Origin of the sequence: Microbacterium sp. E-13, from assembly GCF_049912955.1 — a bacterium.
Classification (GTDB): domain Bacteria; phylum Actinomycetota; class Actinomycetes; order Actinomycetales; family Microbacteriaceae; genus Microbacterium.
In genome coordinates this window covers 1,096,148-1,113,938 of sequence record NZ_CP183973.1, presented here as the reverse complement: position 1 = coordinate 1,113,938, position 17,791 = coordinate 1,096,148, and the positions used below count along the sequence as shown (strand labels likewise).

Genomic DNA, 17,791 nt, shown 5'->3' with positions numbered 1-17,791 from the left:
CCTTCCCGAGCATCGACCACCGAAAGCATCAGCGTGACCACTGAGACCCCCGCCAGCTCCGAGAGCATCGCCAGCTACGTCAAGGACGGCGTCCACTACCACCAGTTCGACATCGTGATCGTCGGCGCCGGCGGCGCCGGCATGAGGGCCGCCATCGAGGCGGGCCCCGGCGCGAGGACGGCTGTCATCTCGAAGCTGTACCCCACCCGTTCCCACACCGGCGCCGCCCAGGGCGGCATGGCGGCGGCCCTGGCCAACGTCGAAGAGGACTCGTGGGAGTGGCACACCTTCGACACGGTCAAGGGCGGCGACTACCTCGTCGACCAGGACGCGGCGGAGATCCTGGCCAAGGAGGCGATCGACGCGGTCATCGACCTCGAGAACATGGGCCTGCCGTTCAACCGAACCCCCGAGGGCAAGATCGACCAGCGCCGCTTCGGCGGCCACACCGCCGACCACGGCAAGACCCCGGTGCGCCGCGCGTGCTACGCGGCCGACCGCACCGGCCACATGATCCTGCAGACGCTGTTCCAGAACTGCGTGAAGCTGGGCATCAACTTCTTCAACGAGTTCTACGTGCTCGACCTCATCACCGTCGGCGAGGGAAAGGAGAAGCAGATCGCCGGCGTCGTGGCCTACGAGCTGGCCACCGGCGACCTGCACGTCTTCCAGTCGAAGGCGGTCATCTTCGCCACCGGCGGCTTCGGCAAGATCTTCAAGACCACGTCCAACGCCCACACGCTCACGGGCGACGGCGTCGGCATCATCTGGCGCAAGGGCCTGCCGCTGGAAGACATGGAGTTCTTCCAGTTCCACCCGACCGGTCTCGCCGGTCTCGGCATCCTTCTCACCGAGGGCGCCCGCGGTGAGGGCGCCATCCTCCGCAACGTCTCGGGCGAGCGCTTCATGGAGCGCTACGCCCCCACGATCAAAGACCTCGCCCCGCGCGACATCGTCAGCCGCTGCATGGTGCAGGAGGTCGCGGAAGGCCGCGGCGCCGGCCCGCACCGCGACTACGTGCTGCTGGACTGCACCCACCTGGGCGCCGAGGTGCTCGAGACCAAGCTCCCCGACATCACCGAGTTCGCCCGCACCTACCTGGGCGTCGACCCGGTGGTCGAGCCGGTGCCGGTCATGCCGACCGCGCACTACGCGATGGGCGGCATCCCCACGAACAACGACGCGCAGGTGCTGAGCGACAACACCACCGTCGTCCCGGGTCTGTACGCCGCCGGGGAGTGCGCGTGCGTCTCGGTGCACGGCTCGAACCGGCTCGGCACCAACTCGCTCCTCGACATCAACGTCTTCGGCAAGCGCGCCGGCCGCAACGCCGTCGAGTACGTCAAGACCGCCGACTTCGTGCCCCTTCCCGACGACCCGGCCGCCGAGGTGCGCAACCTCATCGAGGGCCTGCGCAGCAACCCCGGCACCGAGCGCATCGCCGTGCTGCGCAAGACGCTGCAGGACGAGATGGACCGCAAGGCCCAGGTGTTCCGCACCGACGAGTCGCTCGGCGAGGTGCTCGAGGTGATCGAGGAGCTGCGCGAGCGCTTCAAGAACGTGCACGTCGACGACAAGGGCAAGCGGTTCAACACCGATCTGCTCGAGGCGGTCGAGCTCGGGTTCCTGCTCGACATCGCCGAGGTCGTCGTGGTCACCGCGAAGAACCGCAAGGAGAGCCGCGGCGGGCACATGCGGGACGACTTCCCGAAGCGCGACGACGAGAACTACATGCAGCACACCATGGCGTACCTGTCGGGCGACCCCCACTCGTCCCACGCCGAGGACCACATCACGCTGGACTGGAAACCCGTCGTGGTCACCCGCTACCAGCCGATGGAGAGGAAGTACTGATGGCGACCTCGGTCACCGACGTCATCGAGCGCACCGACGCCGACGCCCCGGCGCGCGCCGAGGAGTCCACGAACGACACGGGCATCCAGTCGTTCCTGGTCACCTTCATCATCCGACGGTTCGACCCGGAGGTCGATGAAGAGCCGCGCTGGGTCGACTACGACGTGGAGCTGTACTCGACCGACCGCGTGCTGGACGCCCTGCACAAGATCAAGTGGGAGGTCGACGGGTCGCTCACGTTCCGCCGCTCGTGCGCCCACGGCATCTGCGGGTCGGACGCGATGCGCATCAACGGACGCAACCGGCTCGCGTGCAAGACCCTCATCAAGGACCTCGACATCTCGCAGCCGATCTACGTCGAAGCGATCAAGGGTCTGCCCCTCGAGAAGGACCTCGTCGTCGACATGGAGCCCTTCTTCGCGTCGTACCGCGAGGTGCAGCCCTTCCTCATCGCGAGCTCGAAGCCCGAGCCCGGCAAGGAGCGCATCCAGTCGATCGTCGACCGCGAGGTCTTCGACGACACCACCAAGTGCATCCTCTGCGCCGCGTGCACCTCGTCGTGCCCGGTGTTCTGGACCGACGGCCAGTACTTCGGCCCGGCCGCGATCGTCAACGCGCACCGCTTCATCTTCGACTCGCGCGACGACGCCGGCGATGTGCGCCTCGACATCCTGAACGACAAAGAAGGCGTGTGGCGCTGCCGCACCACCTTCAACTGCACCGAGGCGTGCCCCCGCGGCATCGAGGTGACGAAGGCGATCGCCGAGGTCAAGCAGGCCGTGCTGCGCGGACGCCGGTAACCACGCGGGCAGCTTTCACAGACGGATGCCGCATCGCTCAGCGATGCGGCATCCGTCTGTCGCTACTCTGAACACCGTGACGCACACCCCTCCGCCCGACGCGCGTGCGGCGGCGGATGCCGCGCAACGCGAGGAGGAGTCCCTCCGCGAGCGCTGGGAAGCGACGGAGCAGAGCCTCCGCCAGCGGTTCGACGTGCCGATCAGCCGTGCGACGCGGCTGACCGAGGCCACCCTCGCGTGGTTCCCTGTGCGCGTGTGGCGGCATTTCCTCATCGAGAACGGGTTCCTGCTCGCGGCAGGGGTCAGCTACGTCGCCCTGTTCGCGTGCTTCGCCGCGATATACCTCGTGTTCGCGATCGTGGGCTTCTGGCTCGGCGGCAGCACCCAGGCGGTCAATGCGCTCATCGATCTGATCAACGTCTACATCCCCGGCCTGATCGCGGAGTCCGGCGGCCTCGCCACACCGGAGCAGGTGCAGCAGATCGCCTCATCGAACTCGGGCGTGCTCGGCTGGACCGGCCTGATCGCCCTCGGCACCCTCATCTGGACGGCGATCGACTGGGTCACCTACTCCCGCCGCGCCGTGCGTGAGCTCTTCGCCATCCCGCCGGATCGGCGCAGCTACTTCCTGCTGAAGGCGCGCGACTTCGTGGCCGCCCTCGTCTTCGGTGCTGCGCTCGTCCTCGGCGCCGCGCTCAGCGTCGTCGGCAGCTACGCGGTCGAATGGATGCTGTCGCTGATCGGGTTGAAGAACGCCAGTGCCTTCACCGAGATCACGGTGAGCATCGGCTCGGTGTTCATCGGCTTCGTCATCACCTCCACCGCGCTGGTCGGCCTGTTCCGCTTCCTCACCGGCACGAAGCTGCCGTGGAGGCTCATCTGGCCGGGGGCCATGCTGGGGGGCCTCGGCATCTCGGTCCTGCAGCTCGGCGCGGGCCTGCTGCTCAGTTACACCCCGTCCAACCCGCTGCTGGCGACCTTCGCGATCTTCATCGGCATGCTGCTGTGGTTCCGGCTGCTGGGCATCGTCATGCTCGTCGCGGCGGCATGGGTCGCGGTGGCGGCGAAGGACCGCGACGTCGTGCTGCTGCCGCCCACCGAGGCCGAGCGCGTCGCCGCCGAGCATGCGGCCCTCCTGATCGCAGCGCGGGTTCGGCTGCGCACCGCGCAGGACGCCCGGGACCAGGCGCCCTGGTACCGGGCGTGGATGGCCGACCGCGCGGTGCGCGAGGCCGAGGAGGAGCTCAGCCAGGTCGAGGCCGCCGCGCCGGCGTCGCGGCAGGGAACGGGCGGACAGGGGCCTGGCGGGCAGGGACCGGACCTGCGGGCGTCGGCCCGGCAGGGCGGGGGACGCCCGACGCCACCTGTTCCCGCGGACGGGTCGAACGGAAAGCCCGACGAGGCCGGCACGGGCGAGACGGGCAGGGCCGGCGGGACGGGCAGGGCCGGCGGGACGGGCAGGGCGGGCAGGGCGGGCTGGACGGGCAGGGCGGGCTGGACGGGCAGGGCGGGCTGGGCCGGCAGGGCCGGCAGGCGCAAGAAGGCGCCCGAGGCGGGTGGGCCGGAGGACGCGTCCTGACCGCGCGCCGGTGTCGGGACGCGTTCCCGCGGCGCCTCGATGTCGGCGGTGCCGGATAGTCTGGCGGGCGTGTCTCGCCGTATCCGCATCGCCTCTGTCAACGTCAACGGGATCCGCGCGGCGACCCGCAAGGGAATGCTCGAGTGGCTCGACGCCGCCGACATCGACGTGATGGCTCTCCAGGAGGTCCGCGCCACCGAAGACGAACTGCGTCAGGCTCTGCCCGGCTGGGAGATCGTGAACGACGAGGCGCTCGCGAAGGGGCGGGCCGGGGTAGCCGTCGCCAGCCGCATCCCGTCCGTCGACGTGCGGCGCGTGCTCGGCCCGGCGGCCGAGGACGCCGCCGAAGTTCTCGACAGCGCCGGCCGATGGATCGAGGCCGATTTCGACATCGACGGCGAGCGGCTGATCATCGTGAGCGCCTACGTGCACACGGGCGAGGCCGAGACGGCCAAGCAGGACGCCAAATGGGCCTTCCTCGATGCGATGGAGAAGCGGATGCCGCAGCTCAAGGCCGCCTCTCCGCTCGCGCTGGTCATGGGCGACCTCAATGTCGGCCACCGCGAACTCGACATCCGCAACTGGAAGGGCAACGTCAAGAAGGCCGGGTTCCTCCCGCGGGAGCGCGCCTACTTCGACCGGTTCTTCGGTGAGGAGGGTGCCGAGGTGACGGGTGTCGACGGCTCGACCGGTGCGGGTCTGGGGTGGGTCGACATCGGCCGCCGGTATCACGGCGACGTCGACGGCCCGTACACGTGGTGGTCCATGCGCGGCCGCGCCTTCGACAACGACACCGGCTGGCGCATCGACTACCACCTGGCCACTCCCGAGCTCGGCGCCCGGGTCGTCGACTACCGCGTCGTGCGAGCCCCTTCGTGGGACACCCGCTGGAGCGACCACTCCCCCGTCGTCGCGGACTACACGATCGGCCACTGAGCCGCGCCGGATCGCGGCGGACCTGGACGCCGGTCGACGCCCGGGCGGCGGACCTCCGAGCGATTGCGAGCGCGCGGGGACGCAGCATCCGCTTTATAGACTTGTCGGATGAGCAAATCGCGTCTCTACTCCGGCATGCAGCCCTCCGCCGACTCGCTTCAGGTCGGCAACTACATCGGGGCCCTCATGCAATGGCGCGATCTGCAGGAGTCGTACGACGCGTTCTTCTCCGTGGTCGACCTGCACGCGATCACGGTCGCGCAAGACCCGGAGCACCTCCGCGAGAAGACGCGCCGCACGGCCGCGCAGTACATCGCGGCCGGCATCGAGCCGTCGAAGTCGACCCTCTACGTGCAGTCGCATGTGCCGGCGCACGCGGAACTGGCGTGGATCCTCTCGACGATCACCGGCTTCGGTGAGGCCGGGCGCATGACGCAGTTCAAAGACAAGTCGCAGCGATACGGGTCGGACGCGACGTCGGTGGGCCTGTTCACCTACCCGGTGCTGATGGCCGCCGACATTCTGCTTTACCAGACCGACATCGTGCCGGTCGGCGATGACCAGAAGCAGCACGTCGAGCTCACCCGAGACCTGGCCGAGCGCTTCAACAGCCGCTTCGGCACGGCGTTCACGGTGCCGATGCCGGTGATCCAGCAGGAGACCGCGCGCATCTACGACCTCCAGAACCCGACCGCCAAGATGTCGAAGTCGGCCGAGTCGGACGCCGGCGTCCTGTGGCTGCTCGACGACCCGGCGGTCTCGGCGAAGAAGGTCATGCGGGCCGTCACCGATTCCGAGGGGACCGTGCGCTACGACCGGGAGGCGAAGCCCGGGGTCTCGAACCTGCTCGTGATCTATGCGGCGCTGACCGGGCGCCAGATTCCGGCGATCGAGGACGAGTACGCCGGCCGCGGCTACGGCGACTTCAAGAAGGGCCTCGCCGAGGTCGTGGTGAACGAGTTCGGCCCGGTGCGCGAGCGCGCCCTCCAGATGCTCGACGATCCCGCCGAGCTCGACCGCGTGCTCGCCGTCAACGCGGGCAAGGCAGAGGAGGTCGCGGACCGCACCCTGGCCGACGTCTACGACAAGGTCGGCCTCCTCCGCCGCACCCGCTGACCCCGCTGCGCGGGCTGCGAGCCGCGACATCCGTTCTCCCAATACGCTCGCCCCGACGTCCTCCCCTCCCCCCTGACCCGCGGCGCACAAATCAGGCGCACGGGGCACAAAGTCGCGCACGGGATCCGGCCACGCCCCGGACCCGCCTGAGTTGTGCGCCCCGCCCGCCGCGAGAGCCGCGCCATCCCGCCCTCAGCCATCGGCCACCCGCCCCCACCCCCACCCCCTCAACCCGCGGCGCACAAATCAGGCATACGGGCACAAAGGCGCGCGCCAGATCCGGCCACGCCCCGATCCACCTGAGTTGTGCGCCCCGCCCGCCGCCGACCGCGCCATCCCGCCCTCAGCCATCGGCCACCCGCCCCCACCCCCCCAACCCGCGGCGCACAAATCAGGGACCCTCCTGAGTTGTGCGCCCCGCCGGCCGCGAGAGCTGCGCCGTCCCGCCCTCAGACATCGGCACGCCAGACGCCCGTGCAAACCGGCGGCGGCGCATGGCGAGAAGGAGCCGTCCGGGGTGCGGCGGTCCGGTCCTCAGCCGCGTCGCGAGGCGCGCATGAGGCCGCGCATCGCGGCCCGAACCTCCTCAGGCCGGTACATGATGTCCTCCGCGAGGGGTCTCAGCGTCGCATAGCCGAGTGCTGCCGCCGCGAGGTCGCGTTTGCGGTCCCGGCGCTGCTTCTCCCACCCTTCGTGATGCGCCTTGCTGTCGCACTCGATGATGAGTCGGCCTTCGACGACGAAGTCCACGCGTCCGACACCTGGGATGCGCACCTGCGCCTCGTAGCGCAGCCCTGCACGTCGGAGCAGCAGTCGCAGGAGGGTCTCGGGGCCCGATTCCGCGATGCCGTCGGCGAGCCGAAGAATGACCCGGTAGCGGGCCGGAAGCGCGTCGAACACGCTGCGCACCTCCGCCCAGCTCATGAGACCGAGATGCAGAACGCTGTCGATGGTGGCGACAGCCGCCCGCGCCGACTGACAGCGCACAGCCTGCGCCACCGCATCGAAGAGCGGAACGCAGCCGAGCGTCGCTCCCTCACCCCGCAGCGGCGACCAGTGCAGCACCACGTCCTTGCGATGTGCCGGCCGCAATGGGCTGCGGGGATCGTCCGGTGAGCGCATGCGCGACATCGTCCGCTCGACGTGCACATGGAGAACCGGTGCGTCGAGAACGAAGACACCCAAGAGCGCGAGGACGGAGAGGCAAGCCAGCCGACCGCCGATGCGCACGGCTCGATCGACGCCGCTCGCCGATGCCGCGAACATGTACCTATCGCGCCGGAGGCGGAGCAGTCGCCCCTCGCGCACGGCGCGTGTGATCTGCTTCGGCCGGATGCCTTCCGCGATGAGGTCCGCCCGCGTGAACACGCGGTCGTGGGCGAAGGGATGAATGAGCATCCACCCACAGTCTCGGCTGTGGGAACCCCGGCGGAGCGGGGGACTGATGCCCGTGGAGAAGCCGTCGCGGCGGCTCAGTGTGGAGGAAGCGGCAGCGCCGGTCGACCCTGGCTCAGGCAATTTCCGGCCACAGGGCGAATTCGGGCGGCGCGGGGCGGAATCTGCCTGAGTTGCGCTCCGGGTCGTCGAGCTGCCCGGCCCAGGGGTCGTGGGACGCTGACGCGGGAACGCCGGTCTTCGCCGCCGCAGCCGACTCCCACTCAGGCAATTCGGGCCGCACGGGGACTCCGGGCGGTCAGAAGCGGCAACCTGCGTGAGTCATGGGGCCGGCCCGAGCGCGGCGGGCGCCCGTAGGCTGGGCCGATGGAGCCGGTCGTGCTGCGCACTGCGCGCCTCGAGCTGTCGCTGCCGACCGAGGCCGACGTCGACGCGATCCACGAGGCGTGCCAGGACCCGGAGATCCAGCGGTACACCCCCGTGCCCGCGCCGTACGAGCGGAAGCACGCCGAGGACTTCGTCGCCCGCGTGGCTGCGGACTGGGAGAGCGGCGTGCACCTCACGTGGGCGATGCGCGAAGGGCCGGTGCTCGCGGGCACGATCGGGCTCTACCGCCTCGACGGGCGCGGGGCGGGTGAGCTGGGCTATTGGGTGTCGCCGTGGTCTCGCCGGCGCGGGCTGCTGGTCGAGGCCGCGGCAGCCGTGATCGGCTGGGGCTTCGCGAGCGAGGGCCTCGGCCTCCAGCGGATCGAGTGGCGGGCTGTCGTGGGCAACATCGGGTCGGCCCGCGCGGCGCGCGCCCTCGGGTTCCAGTACGAGGGCACGCTGCGGCAGGGGCTCGTCGACTCGAAGCGACGAGACGACGGCTGGATCGCCGGGCTGCTCGAGACGGATGACCGGATGCCGCATCCCTGGCCGGTGCTGGAGCCCTGACGCACGACCCCGGGGTCGCACCGCCGTGGCAGGATGAGCGCATGCCCGAGATGCCCGAGGTGCAGGGACTCGTCGACTTCCTCCGCGAGCGGCTCACCGGCGTGCGCATCGAGCGCGCGACCGTCGCCAACATCGCGGCTCTCAAGACGTACGATCCTCCGATCGACGCCCTTCGCGGGCAGGAGATCACCGGTGCCGCACGGAGGGGCAAGTTCGTCGACCTCTCGACGACCGGCCCGCATCTGGTCTTCCACCTGGCGAAGGCCGGGTGGCTCCGGTGGTACGACGATCTGCCGAAGACGATCATCCGCCCCGGGAAGACGCCGATCGCGCTCCGGGTCGCCCTCGCCGACGGCTCCGGCTTCGACCTCACCGAGGCGGGCACGAAGAAGTCGCTCGCCTACTACGTGGTGCGCGATCCGGCCGACGTGCCGGGCGTCGCCCGGCTGGGGCCCGACCCGCTCGACCCGGCTTTCACGCGCGACGTCTTCGCATCGTTGCTCGAGGGCCGCCGCACCCAGATCAAGGGCGTGCTCCGCGATCAGGCGATCATCGCGGGGGTCGGCAACGCCTACTCCGACGAGATCCTGCACGCCGCGAAGATGTCGCCGTACGCGCTCGCGTCGTCGTTGAGCGACGACGACATCACGCGGTTGTTCACCGCGATGACCGGGACGCTGACGGATGCTGTCGCCGAGGCATCCGGCAAGCCTCCGGCCGAGCTCAAGGACGCCAAGCGCCGGGGCATGCAGGTGCACGGCCGCCGCGGCGAGGCGTGCCCCGTCTGCGGCGATGAGGTGCGAAGCGTGTTCTTCGCCGACAACTCGCTGGAGTACTGCCCGACGTGTCAGACGGGCGGCAAGATCCTCGCCGACCGCCGGCTGTCGAGGCTTCTCAAGTAGGCATCCCTCGCTCGGCGACCGCGCTGGGCTCACCCGTCAACCGGTGGTGCCCATGAGGACGCGGGCGTCGTCGTCGACCCAGTCGAGCGACTTCGAGACGGCCTTGCGCCACTGGCGGTAGCGACGCTCGCGCTCGTCCTCGGGCATGCGGGGTTCGAAGCGCACGTCCTCCTGCCAGTGGGCGCGCAGTTCGTCGAGGTCGTTCCAGACGCCCGTAGCGAGGCCGGCGGCATACGCGGCGCCGAGCGCCGTCGTCTCGACGATTTTCGGGCGCACGACCGGGATGCCGAGGATGTCGGCCTGGAACTGCATCAGCAGGTCGTCGCGCGTCATGCCCCCGTCGACCCGGAGCTCGTCGAGGGTGCGACCGGTGTCGGCGATGACCGCCTCGATGACGTCGCGGGTCTGGAAGGCGGTGGACTCCAGGGCGGCTCGCGCGATGTGCGCCTTATTCACGTAGCGGGTGAGGCCGACCAGCGCTCCGCGTGCGTCGGGGCGCCAATACGGCGCGAACAGACCCGAGAACGCCGGGACGAAGTAGGCGCCGCCGTTGTCGTCGACCGTCCTGGCGAGGGTCTCGACGTCCTCCGAGCGCTGGATGATGCCGAGGTTGTCGCGCAGCCATTGCACGAGCGACCCGGTGACGGCGATGGAACCCTCCAGGGCGTATCTCGCGGGCTCGTCGCCGATCCGGTAGCCGACGGTCGTGATGAGCCCGCTGCCGGATCGCACGATCTCGGTGCCGGTGTTCACGAGGAGGAAGTTGCCGGTGCCGTATGTGTTCTTCGACTCCCCCGCATCGAACGCCGCCTGCCCGAAGGTCGCGGCCTGCTGGTCGCCGAGGATGCCGGCGATCGGCACGTCGTGCAGCACGTCCGGCATCCGCGTGGCGCCGACGACCTCCGACGACGACCGGATCTCGGGCATCATCTTGCGCGGGATCCCCCACACCTCGAGCAGCTCGTCCGACCAGTCGAGTGTGCGCAGGTTCATCAGCAGCGTCCGGGAGGCGTTGGTGACGTCGGTCACGTGGATGCCGCCGCGTGCGCCGCCCGTGAGGTTCCACACCACCCACGTGTCGGGGGTTCCGAAGAGCAGATAACCCGCCTCGGCGGCCTCGCGCGCACCGGGCACCTGCTCGAGGATCCACGCCACCTTCGATGCGGAGAAGTAGGTGGCCAGCGGGAGTCCGGTCGCCTCCGCGAACCGGTCGACGCCGCCCTCGCGCGCGAGCTCGTCGATCCGCGGCTGCGTGCGGGTGTCCTGCCAGACGAGGGCGTTGTGCACCGGCCGGCCGGTGCGCTTGTCCCAGACGATCGCCGTCTCGCGCTGGTTCGTCACGCCGATGGCGGCGACGTCGGATGCGGCGATCCCTGCCCGGTCGAGACACGAGGCGATGACCCACTCGGTGCTCGTCCAGATCTCCACGGGGTCGTGCTCGACCCGGCCGGCGCGCGGGAAGATCTGCTCGTGCTCGCGCTGGGAGACCCCGACGACGGCGCCCCCGGCGTCGAAGACGATCGCGCGGGTCGATGTCGTGCCCTGGTCGATGGACAGCACGTGATCGGGCACCGTGGACTCCTTCATCGGCGGTCATCGGCGGACGGCATCGCCCGCGGGGGTGGCGCGCAGCGCGCGTGCGGTCAGGCTATCGCGTGGACGCCGACGACCACGTCGGGTCGGCCGCATGCACCCGCTGGAGCGCCCGCTCCACCTCTCGCGCCGATCGGTCGTGGTCCCAGCCGAGCACGGGCGCGACCGCATCGGCCACCTCCGTCACCGCCTCCGGGGTGGCGGCGCCGATGAACGCCATGCTGGTCCTTCGCAGGAGGAGGTCGTCGAGGTGGACGACGTCCTCCGTCTCGGCCAGGTGGCGCAGCTCGCCGGAGCTGTAGCCGGGGGCGTGCTCGAGCAGCGCGTCGTCGGGGTCTGCCGCGATGGCGTCGACGACGTCCGCCGCGACGGTGCCGTAGCGGTCGAGCAGCGTCGCGACGCGAGCGGAGGGGACGTCGACGGCGTGGGCGGAGATCCACTGCTGACGTGCGCGCTCGGTGGTCGGGTACCCGCGCCCGCCGCCGATCGGCACGCCGCGGGTGGAGGTGCGTCGCGGCTGGGCGAGCAGCTCCAGCACGCGGTCGGCCAGGTGCTCCGCCGACGCCCGGAACGTGGTCCACTTGCCGCCGACGAGACTGAGGACCGTGGCATCCCCTCCCGCCAGCGGCGCCGACTCGACGCGGTAGTCGCGCGAGACGAAGCCGGGCGAGACGTCGCCGTGGCCCGGAAGCGGACGGACGCCGGAGAACCGGTACACGATCTGCGAGCGGTCGACCGGGATCGTCGGCAGCACCTGCTCGATCAGCTCGATGAAGTAGTCGACTTCGGCCTCGGTGCACACGATCGGCTCGGTCATTTCGTGCTCGATGTCGGTGGTGCCGACGAGCACGCGACCCTTGAGCGGGTAGATCAGGACGATGCGGCCGTCTTCGTTCTCGAAGAAGAGCTCCCGGCCGCCGGTGGCCGCGAGCAGCTCGGGGTGATCGAGCACGATGTGCGATCCCTTGGTGCCGCCCATGTAGCGCGTCGGTTCGCCCAGCGCGATGTTCGTCAGGTCGGTCCAGGGACCGGAGGCGTTGACGACGACGGATGCCGTGAACCGCAGCTCTTCGCCCGTCATGCCGTCGCGCAGCACCACGCGACCGCCATCGACGCCGACGGCCGCGGTGCGGTTGGCGGCGCGGGCGCGCTCGCCCCCGGCCGCCCGGCCGTCGCGCAGGACGTCGATGGCGAGGCGCTCCGGATCGTGGAGCGACGCGTCCCAGTAGGTCGCCGTGTACTTCACGTCCGGATTCAGCCGGGGCAGCTGGGCCAGCGAGCGCTTGCGTCCGTGGAAGGTGTGGCGCGGCACCGTCGCCCGGCCGAAGACCCCGCCGCCACGCGAGAACGAGTCGTAGATGACGAGCCCGATCTTGATCAGGGCCGCACCCCGCTCGCGGTGCTTCCCGCCGCCGTGCCGGAGGAACCGCAGCGGGGCCGACAGCACCCCGGAGAAGGTGGAGAAGATCGGGATGGTGGTCTGCAGCGGGCGCACGTAGTGGGGGGCGATCCGCAGCAGCGCGTTGCGCTCGGTGACGGCCTCCTGCACGAGGCGGAACTCGCCGTTCTCGAGGTATCGGATGCCGCCGTGGATCATGTGCGACGACGCCGCCGACGCGCCGCTGACGAAGTCGTCGCGCTCTACCAGCGCGACATCGACCCCCTGGAGCGCCAGATCGCGGAACGTGGCGAGCCCGTTGATGCCGCCGCCGATGATCAGGACGTCGGCGTACGGTCGCTCAGCGAGCTCTGCCCAGCCTCGTGCCCCCCGGGTGGTCATGGTGTGCCTCCTGCTCCTGGTGCCGTCTCCCCATCATGACACCGGTGGACGTCCTTGCAGACGTATTGCACGAACGTGCACCATAGGTTCATGACGCAGACGGCGGACGCCCGGCTCACGCAGCGCGCGCTGACCGCGGCCCACCTCTACTACGTGCAGGAGCGCACGATGGACGCCATCGCGCGCGAGCTCGCCACCTCGCGCTCGACCGTCTCGCGACTGCTGACCCATGCGCGCGCAACGGGGATCGTCGACATCCGCATCCGCTCGCCCTTCGCCGCTCCGCATCGGCTGGAGGAGCGACTGGAGGGCCGCTACGGCATCACGGCGCAGGTGGTGCCGGTTCCCGACGAAGCGACGGAGGTCGATCGCCTGCAGCGCGTGGCGATCGCGGCGGCGCACGTGCTCGTCGACCTGATCCAGGACGACATGACGGTCGGCGTCGCGTGGGGGTCCACCACGGCCGCCGTCAGCCGGCACCTCGTGCCGAAGCCGGTGCACGGCGCCGCGTTCGTGCAGTTGAACGGCTCGGGCAACACCCACACGACGGGCCTGCTGTACGCCAGCGAGATCCTGAGCAGGTTCGCCGCCGCCTACGACGGCAGCGCCCAGCAGTTCCCGGTGCCCGCCTTCTTCGACGATCCGGCGACGAAGCGCGCGATGTGGCAGGAGCGCAGCACGCGCCGGATCCTCGACATGCTGCCGACGATGGACCTCGTCGTCTTCAGCACCGGGTCCGCCGGCTCACGGGTGCCCAGCCACGTCTACAGCGGCGGCTACCTGGAGCCGCACGAGCAGGACGAACTCGCCCGCGAGGGCGTCGTCGGCGACGTCGCGACGGTGTTCTACCGCGAGGACGGCTCGAGCGACGGCATCGCGCTGAACGAACGTGCGACGGGGCCGAGCCTCGACCTGCTGCGGACGATCCCCCGCCGCCTCTGCATCGTCTCCGGTGTGTCCAAGCTGGCGAGCGTGCGGGGCGCCCTCGCGGCGCGCATCGCCACCGACCTGGTCGTCGACGAGGCGACGGCGCGTGCCCTCCTCGAGTGATCCACCGCGGGGTCCCGCGGCCCGGGCGCCCAGGGCGGATCTTCATTCGGAGACATGGAATGAATCGGCGGATGCCGCGTTGACTAGACTCGTGAGCAGCAACGTGCTCCGGGGTCGGTGAGAATCCGAACCGGCGGTGACAGTCCGCGAGCCAAGGCATCAGCATCCGTCCCGGATGCCGCCGCGGCCGATCCGGTGGAATTCCGGAACCGACGGTGATGCGACAGAGGCCTGTGAGGTCCTCTTCGCTAGTCCGGATGGGAGGCAGCACACAGTGACGCCGTGCGCGCCGCCGACTCCCCCAACCCCGGAGCGTCGAGAACGACGAGACGAGGGCCCGGATGGCGAGCACGACGGAACGCGACGCGATGCGTCGGGCGCTGTCGATCGCGCGGCTCGGTCCGCGCGGCGTGAATCCGCAGGTGGGCGCCGTGCTGCTGTCCCCGGAGGGCGACGTGCTCGCCGAGGGCTGGCACCGGGGCGCCGGCACCCCGCACGCCGAGGTCGACGCGCTCTCCAAGCTGGCGCCCGGCGCTGCGCGCGGCGCCACCGCGATCGTGACCCTGGAGCCGTGCAACCACACGGGTCTGACCGGCCCCTGCTCCGAAGCGCTCATCGCCGCGGGGGTGATCCGTGTCGTCTACGCCGTCGCCGACCCGGGCGACCGCTCGTCGGGCGGGGCCAGGCGACTGCGCGCCGCCGGGATCGACGTCGAAGCGGGCCTCCTCGAGGAGGAGGCGACCGCGCTGCTCGACTCGTGGCTGACGGTCCAGCGCCTCGGCCGGCCGCACGTGACCGTCAAGTGGGCGCAGAGCCTCGACGGCCGGGCAGCGGCGTCCGACGGCACCAGCCGGTGGATCACCGGACCGGCCGCCCGCGCCGACGTGCACCGTCGCCGTGCGCTGGCAGACGCGATCGTCGCCGGCACGGGAACCGTCCTGGCCGACGACCCCGCGCTCACCGCACGGGCCGAGGACGGCTCGCTGCTCCCCGATCAGCCGATGCCTGTCGTGATCGGCTCACGCCGTGTGCCCGACTCCGCGGTGCTTCGAGCGCACCCGCGGGGCTTTCTGCAGTACGCGGGCGACCGGGCGTCGGGCGGTCTCGCCGCCGCGCTCGAAGACCTCCGCCGCCGGGGCGTGCAGCGCGTGTTCGTCGAAGGCGGCCCCGCGGTCGCTGCGTCGTTCGTCCGCGAACGGCTCGCCGACGAGCTGCTGGTGTACGTCGCGCCGGTGCTGCTGGGAGGCGACCGGCTGGCTCTTCACGACATCGGCGTGACGACCATGGGCGAGGCACGACGCCTGGCCGTGGCATCCGTCACCCCTCTCGGCGACGATCTGCTCTTCGTCGCCCGCCCCCTGGAAGGAGACGAGTGATGTTCACCGGAATCGTCGAGGAGATCGGCGAGGTCACCGCCGTCGAGCCGTCGGGCGACGGGGTGCGCGTGACGGTCCGCGGCCCGAAGGTCGTGTCGGATGCCGGTCACGGCGACTCCATCTCGGTCAGTGGCGTGTGCCTCACCGTCGTCGACCAGGGCCCGGACTGGTTCACCGCCGACGTCATGAAGCAGACGCTCGACATGTCGACGCTCGAGGCCGTCGCGGCGGGACGCGTCGTCAACCTCGAACGCGCCACGGCCGCCCACGGCCGGCTCGGCGGACACATCGTGCAGGGCCATATCGACGGCACGGGCACGGTGCTCGAGGTGCGACCCGGCGAGCAGTGGCAGGTGCTGCGCATCTCCGTTCCCGCAGAGCTGGCTCCCCTGATCGTCGACAAGGGCTCGATCGCCGTCGACGGCGTGTCGCTCACGGTGAGCGACGCAAGCCCCGCGTCTTCGGCGCAGGCCTGGTTCGAGGTGTCGCTCATTCCCGAGACCCTGGTGGCCACCACGCTCGGCGCCCGGGCGCCCGGCGACCGCGTCAACCTCGAGACCGACATCCTGGCGCGCCACGTGCAGCGCCTCCTCTCCTTCGCAGCCCCGGCCGTCGTGCCGGGTGCGGCCACCGAACTCCCCGCGGACACGTCCGCACCGACGGAAGGAGGCTCGAGATGAGCCTTGCCACGATCCCGGAGGCCCTCGAGGCGCTCCGCGCCGGCCGACCGGTCATCGTCGCCGACGACGAGAACCGCGAGAACGAGGGCGACGTCATCCTGTCGGCCCAGCTCGCCACCCCCGAATGGGTCGCGTGGACGGTCCGCTGGACGAGCGGCTTCCTGTGCGCTCCCATGCCCGCCGACTGGGCCGACCGCCTGGACCTGCCGCCGATGGTCGAGAACAACGAGGACTCGCGCGGCACGGCCTACACCGTGAGCGTGGATGCCGCGTCCCGCGTCACGACCGGCATCAGCGCGACCGACCGGGCCCACACGCTCAACGTGCTCGCCGACCCCGAGTCGACGCCGGCGAGCGTCATCCGTCCCGGCCACATCCTGCCGCTGCGCGCCGTCGACGGGGGCGTGCGGGAGCGGGCCGGCCACACGGAGGCCGCCGTCGAGCTCATGAAGCTCGCCGAGCTGTCGCCGGTGGGCGTGATCGGCGAGGTCGTCGCCGAGGACGGCAGCATGATGCGGCTGCCCGGCCTGCAGGAGCTGGGCGCGGAGTACGGCATCCCGGTCATCACGATCGAGCAGCTCGCGGCCTATCTCGACGAGCACGTGCCGTCCGACCCCGCGGTGCGAGGCTCGCACAAGCGCCGCGTGAGCCTCCGCGCCGAGGCGCACGTGCCCACCGCCCATGGTGAGTTCCGGTTCCTCGCCTACAAGGACCGCGTCACCGGCACCGACCACCTGGCGGTCGTGTCGGGCGAGCTGTCGGAGGCACCGCTCGTGCGCGTGCACTCCGAGTGCCTGACCGGTGAGGCCTTCGGGTCGCTCAAGTGCGAATGCGGCCCCCAGCTCGCGGCGGCGCTCGACGCGATCGAGCAGGACGGCGGCGTCGTCATCTACATGCGCGGCCACGAAGGCCGCGGCATCGGCCTCATCAACAAGCTGCGGGCGTACTCGCTGCAGGAGCGCGGACTCGACACCGTGGACGCGAACCTGGCGCTCGGCCTCCCCGCCGACGCTCGCGATTACGCTGCCGCGGCCGGCATCCTGGCCGACCTCGGCATCGAGAAGGTGCGCCTGCTGACCAACAACACCGACAAGGTCGACCAGCTGCGCCGGCTCGGCCTCGACATCGTCGAGCAGGTGCCGCTCCTGGTCGGCGTCGGGCCGAACAACCACCAGTACCTCGAGACGAAGCGCGACCGCATGGGCCACATCATCGCCGAAGAGGATCTGGCCGACGCGCTCGCACAGATGCACGGGACGACCGGACTGCCCGGGAGCACGGAACTTCACCAGGGAGCAGAGCGATGAGCGGCAAAGGCGCACCCCAGGCCACCGACACGATCGACGGGACCGGGCTCGACGTCGTCGTCGTCGCGGGCGCCTGGCACGACACCATCACCGACGGCCTCATCGCCGGCGCGGAGCGCGCACTCGAGGCCTCCGGTGCCACGTGGCGGCTCGTCCGCGTGCCGGGATCGTTCGAGCTTCCCGTCGTGGCCAAGGCCGCGCTGGATGCCGGAGCCGACGCGGCCGTGGCGCTCGGCGTCATCATCCGCGGCGGCACGCCCCACTTCGAGTTCGTGTCGAACGCGGCCACCGACGGCCTCACCCGCGTCGCGCTCGACACCGGAAAGCCGGTCGGCTTCGGCGTGCTGACGCTCGACGACGAGGCGCAGGGCATCGATCGCGCCGGTCTGGAGGGCTCGAAGGAGGACAAGGGCTTCGAGGCGGCGGACGCCGCGCTTCGCACGGCTCTGGTCCTCCGCGACCTTCGCCGCTGACCGCGTTCCCCCTCGGA

At 70.8% G+C, this 17,791-nt stretch carries 15 protein-coding genes and 1 riboswitch; of the genes, 12 read left to right on the top strand and 3 right to left on the bottom strand.

What is annotated here, in order from left to right; genetic code table 11:
• Positions 1–33: 33 nt before the first annotated feature.
• The 5 genes from sdhA (at position 34) to trpS (ending at position 6,285) form a co-directional block, all read left to right on the top strand.
• Positions 34–1,854, top strand: coding sequence for a succinate dehydrogenase flavoprotein subunit (sdhA, locus tag ACN9MP_RS05000; protein WP_426324216.1), 1,821 nt, complete (start codon positions 34–36; stop codon positions 1,852–1,854).
• Entirely contained in the window at positions 1,854–2,654 is an 801-nt protein-coding gene (locus tag ACN9MP_RS04995) for a succinate dehydrogenase iron-sulfur subunit (protein WP_426324215.1), read from the top strand. The genes sdhA and ACN9MP_RS04995 overlap by 1 nt, the downstream gene beginning before the upstream one ends.
• A 76-nt stretch (positions 2,655–2,730) precedes the next feature.
• On the top strand, positions 2,731–4,233 hold the full coding sequence (locus tag ACN9MP_RS04990; protein WP_426324214.1) for a YihY/virulence factor BrkB family protein: 1,503 nt from the start codon (positions 2,731–2,733) through the stop codon (positions 4,231–4,233).
• A gap of 69 nt (positions 4,234–4,302) precedes the next feature.
• Positions 4,303–5,169, top strand: a complete 867-nt coding sequence (locus tag ACN9MP_RS04985; RefSeq protein WP_426324213.1) for an exodeoxyribonuclease III — start codon at positions 4,303–4,305, stop codon at positions 5,167–5,169.
• Between the two features lie 108 nt (positions 5,170–5,277).
• Entirely contained in the window at positions 5,278–6,285 is a 1,008-nt protein-coding gene (gene trpS, locus ACN9MP_RS04980) for a tryptophan--tRNA ligase (protein ID WP_426324212.1), read from the top strand.
• Between the two features lie 534 nt (positions 6,286–6,819).
• Here trpS and ACN9MP_RS04975 read toward each other — a convergent pair.
• Positions 6,820–7,683, bottom strand: a complete 864-nt coding sequence (locus ACN9MP_RS04975; RefSeq protein WP_426324211.1) for an endonuclease domain-containing protein — start codon at positions 7,681–7,683, stop codon at positions 6,820–6,822.
• A 363-nt stretch (positions 7,684–8,046) separates the two neighbouring features.
• On the opposite strand from ACN9MP_RS04975, the gene ACN9MP_RS04970 reads away from it, so the two are divergent.
• Together ACN9MP_RS04970 and ACN9MP_RS04965 are read left to right on the top strand one after the other, a co-directional pair.
• Positions 8,047–8,613 (top strand): GNAT family N-acetyltransferase, encoded by a 567-nt coding sequence (locus tag ACN9MP_RS04970; protein ID WP_426324210.1) that lies wholly within the window; start codon positions 8,047–8,049, stop codon positions 8,611–8,613.
• Positions 8,614–8,654: 41 nt separating this feature from the next.
• Positions 8,655–9,515 carry an Fpg/Nei family DNA glycosylase gene (locus ACN9MP_RS04965; RefSeq protein ID WP_426324209.1) on the top strand — a complete coding sequence of 287 codons (861 nt, stop codon included), beginning with the start codon at positions 8,655–8,657 and terminating at the stop codon, positions 9,513–9,515.
• Positions 9,516–9,551: 36 nt separating this feature from the next.
• Here ACN9MP_RS04965 and glpK read toward each other — a convergent pair whose 3' ends face one another.
• Positions 9,552–11,087 (bottom strand): glycerol kinase GlpK, encoded by a 1,536-nt coding sequence (gene glpK / locus ACN9MP_RS04960; RefSeq protein ID WP_426324208.1) that lies wholly within the window; start codon positions 11,085–11,087, stop codon positions 9,552–9,554.
• A gap of 76 nt (positions 11,088–11,163) precedes the next feature.
• Positions 11,164–12,888, bottom strand: coding sequence for a glycerol-3-phosphate dehydrogenase/oxidase (locus ACN9MP_RS04955; RefSeq protein ID WP_426324207.1), 1,725 nt, complete (start codon positions 12,886–12,888; stop codon positions 11,164–11,166).
• A 90-nt stretch (positions 12,889–12,978) separates the two neighbouring features.
• On the opposite strand from ACN9MP_RS04955, the gene ACN9MP_RS04950 reads away from it, so the two are divergent.
• The 5 genes from ACN9MP_RS04950 to ribH all read left to right on the top strand — a co-directional run bounded on the left by ACN9MP_RS04950 (position 12,979) and on the right by ribH (position 17,774).
• On the top strand, positions 12,979–13,938 hold the full coding sequence (locus ACN9MP_RS04950; protein ID WP_426324206.1) for a sugar-binding transcriptional regulator: 960 nt from the start codon (positions 12,979–12,981) through the stop codon (positions 13,936–13,938).
• 101 nt (positions 13,939–14,039) lie between these two features.
• Positions 14,040–14,211, top strand: a riboswitch (FMN riboswitch).
• A gap of 68 nt (positions 14,212–14,279) precedes the next feature.
• Positions 14,280–15,314, top strand: a complete 1,035-nt coding sequence (ribD, locus tag ACN9MP_RS04945) for a bifunctional diaminohydroxyphosphoribosylaminopyrimidine deaminase/5-amino-6-(5-phosphoribosylamino)uracil reductase RibD (RefSeq protein ID WP_426324205.1) — start codon at positions 14,280–14,282, stop codon at positions 15,312–15,314.
• On the top strand, positions 15,314–15,994 hold the full coding sequence (locus ACN9MP_RS04940) for a riboflavin synthase (RefSeq protein WP_426324204.1): 681 nt from the start codon (positions 15,314–15,316) through the stop codon (positions 15,992–15,994). Before ribD ends, ACN9MP_RS04940 begins: the two co-directional genes overlap by 1 nt.
• Positions 15,991–17,301: a GTP cyclohydrolase II gene (gene ribA, locus ACN9MP_RS04935; protein WP_426324203.1), complete on the top strand. Its 1,311-nt coding sequence runs from the start codon at positions 15,991–15,993 to the stop codon at positions 17,299–17,301. Before ACN9MP_RS04940 ends, ribA begins: the two co-directional genes overlap by 4 nt.
• Positions 17,298–17,774, top strand: a complete 477-nt coding sequence (gene ribH, locus ACN9MP_RS04930; RefSeq protein ID WP_426324202.1) for a 6,7-dimethyl-8-ribityllumazine synthase — start codon at positions 17,298–17,300, stop codon at positions 17,772–17,774. The genes ribA and ribH overlap by 4 nt, the downstream gene beginning before the upstream one ends.
• The last annotated feature ends 17 nt before the right edge of the window (positions 17,775–17,791 follow it).

Bases quoted from the DNA above. Each gene is read 5' to 3' on its own strand.
- ACN9MP_RS04995 (WP_426324215.1), top strand. From the start codon at position 1,854: ATGGCGACCTCGGTCACCGACGTCATCGAGCGCACCGACGCCGACGCC.
- trpS (WP_426324212.1), top strand. From the start codon at position 5,278: ATGAGCAAATCGCGTCTCTACTCCGGCATGCAGCCCTCCGCCGACTCG.
- ACN9MP_RS04975 (WP_426324211.1), bottom strand. From the start codon at position 7,683: ATGCTCATTCATCCCTTCGCCCACGACCGCGTGTTCACGCGGGCGGAC.
- ACN9MP_RS04970 (WP_426324210.1), top strand. From the start codon at position 8,047: ATGGAGCCGGTCGTGCTGCGCACTGCGCGCCTCGAGCTGTCGCTGCCG.
- ACN9MP_RS04965 (WP_426324209.1), top strand. From the start codon at position 8,655: ATGCCCGAGATGCCCGAGGTGCAGGGACTCGTCGACTTCCTCCGCGAG.
- ACN9MP_RS04955 (WP_426324207.1), bottom strand. From the start codon at position 12,888: ATGACCACCCGGGGGGCACGAGGCTGGGCAGAGCTCGCTGAGCGACCG.
- ACN9MP_RS04950 (WP_426324206.1), top strand. From the start codon at position 12,979: ATGACGCAGACGGCGGACGCCCGGCTCACGCAGCGCGCGCTGACCGCG.
- ribD (WP_426324205.1), top strand. From the start codon at position 14,280: ATGGCGAGCACGACGGAACGCGACGCGATGCGTCGGGCGCTGTCGATC.
- ACN9MP_RS04940 (WP_426324204.1), top strand. From the start codon at position 15,314: ATGTTCACCGGAATCGTCGAGGAGATCGGCGAGGTCACCGCCGTCGAG.
- ribA (WP_426324203.1), top strand. From the start codon at position 15,991: ATGAGCCTTGCCACGATCCCGGAGGCCCTCGAGGCGCTCCGCGCCGGC.
- ribH (WP_426324202.1), top strand. From the start codon at position 17,298: ATGAGCGGCAAAGGCGCACCCCAGGCCACCGACACGATCGACGGGACC.